Below are 1,613 nucleotides of genomic sequence, written 5' to 3' on the forward strand. Positions count from 1 at the left end.
TTCCAAACTGCATATTCGGAAGGTTATTTGTCATGGACTATTTTAGTATAGCATGGATAAATAAAGTTTTTTATTGATAAATGTTGACAAACTATTAGCTGGTTTGCTGAATAAGGAGCTTTTTTCAGTCAGTTCAAATTCAAAAAGTAGAAAACTGATGTAATTACCTAGCACACCAATACATGCTCATTACACATAATTGGCATACCATATTTATAAGATCCTTCCTCCAACCTCCCTAGTCACCATCCTTTCATGAATGGAACAGGGAGGTTACTATTTTTTTCAGTTGTATATGTTGTCCTCGCCTCTGTGTTACCTCGTTAAAACTAAAAAACTCATAATATATGATGAAAGGGAATAACAAGTACTTATTTTACTGGTTTTGAATAAGATTAACGATTAATCCTTTTAATAAGCCCACTTCTCAACATCCTGGGATTCAGAAATTGAAGAAAAAATGTCTAGAGCTTCTTTTCTATTCAGGACCTGATCGTTTAAAATGAGCGCCTTAATATAGAAAAACCTAATCACCAGCATCGTTAGTCGAATTATAATTACTAGTTTTATTTAGGTATTTTTCAATAACTTTCAACTTCCAAATTCCAAATCCTATAAAAGCACCCAGAATATTTAGGATGAAATCATCAATATCAAACCTTCCTCTCTTGGTAACTAATTGTACAATTTCAATCACGAATAATAGCAAAATCATTGAAATAGAAAATACACTTACTTTGGTAAAATTCTGTTTAAAAAATGGTAGATAAACACCCATCGGTAAGAACAAAATTAAATTACCGAAAATATTTTTTATAGGTATATCCATATTCATACTTCCATCAAATATTGCTTTAATATATGTACTTATTGTTTTGAATGGAACAATATTTGATGAGTTTTTTATATATTCAAATAGTGAAAGGTCTGTATGTACATAACCTCTACTTGACCCCAAAAACAATATAACAACCAGTGCCAATAAATAAATGAAGAAGCTAATACCTAAACTAGCTTTAATTACTTTTTGCATTTTATCCTCCGATCTAACTCTCCGTTTCTTTGTCTAAAATTAAATCTGAAATGTAAGTATCCTGTCCATTCTCGCATATAAATAGGATTAGTCCTCTTATATTTCTTAAATTCTTACTCACATTCTGAAGATCAAAATTAATAAAAAGAGGGGCATCTAATACAAATTTCGTAACTTCCTTTAATTATCTGTTTTTCTTTCATTTTTGGACGGCCGTTGACCCCATTTCTTTGTATACCCTTGTTTTCCTTATATTTCATCTCTATATTTAACATTCATTAATTTACCAGTCTAATTATACTGAAACGGCTTATTTGAAGTAAATATTAACATATAGAAAAGACGCTAATCTTTATTACAGATGAGCGCCATATTGTGAAAAAATACAAAGCTACTACTAAAAAAAATCTAGTAATAATAACTCGAAATTATTAAAGCTATTACGATTTATCTCGATACTTCTACAGGTGTAAAATCAAAACCTTTAATTCCTGCTTTCTCCGATGGCATTTCAAATTTTAATCTGTGGATTAGTTTTTGGAAGTAACTATGTTCTATGTTTAAGTTGGTGATAGGAAGT

The 1,613-nt window shown here is 29.9% G+C and carries 1 protein-coding gene; it reads right to left on the reverse strand.

Going from position 1 to position 1,613, the window contains the following annotated elements:
* Positions 1 to 526: 526 nt before the first annotated feature.
* Positions 527 to 1,033, reverse strand: a complete 507-nt coding sequence (locus tag JM172_RS24360; protein WP_214484958.1) for a VanZ family protein — start codon at positions 1,031 to 1,033, stop codon at positions 527 to 529.
* Positions 1,034 to 1,613: the final 580 nt, after the last annotated feature.

It is taken from the genome of Bacillus sp. SM2101, from assembly GCF_018588585.1.
In the GTDB taxonomy this organism is placed as follows: Bacteria; Bacillota; Bacilli; order Bacillales; family SM2101; genus Nanhaiella; species Nanhaiella sioensis.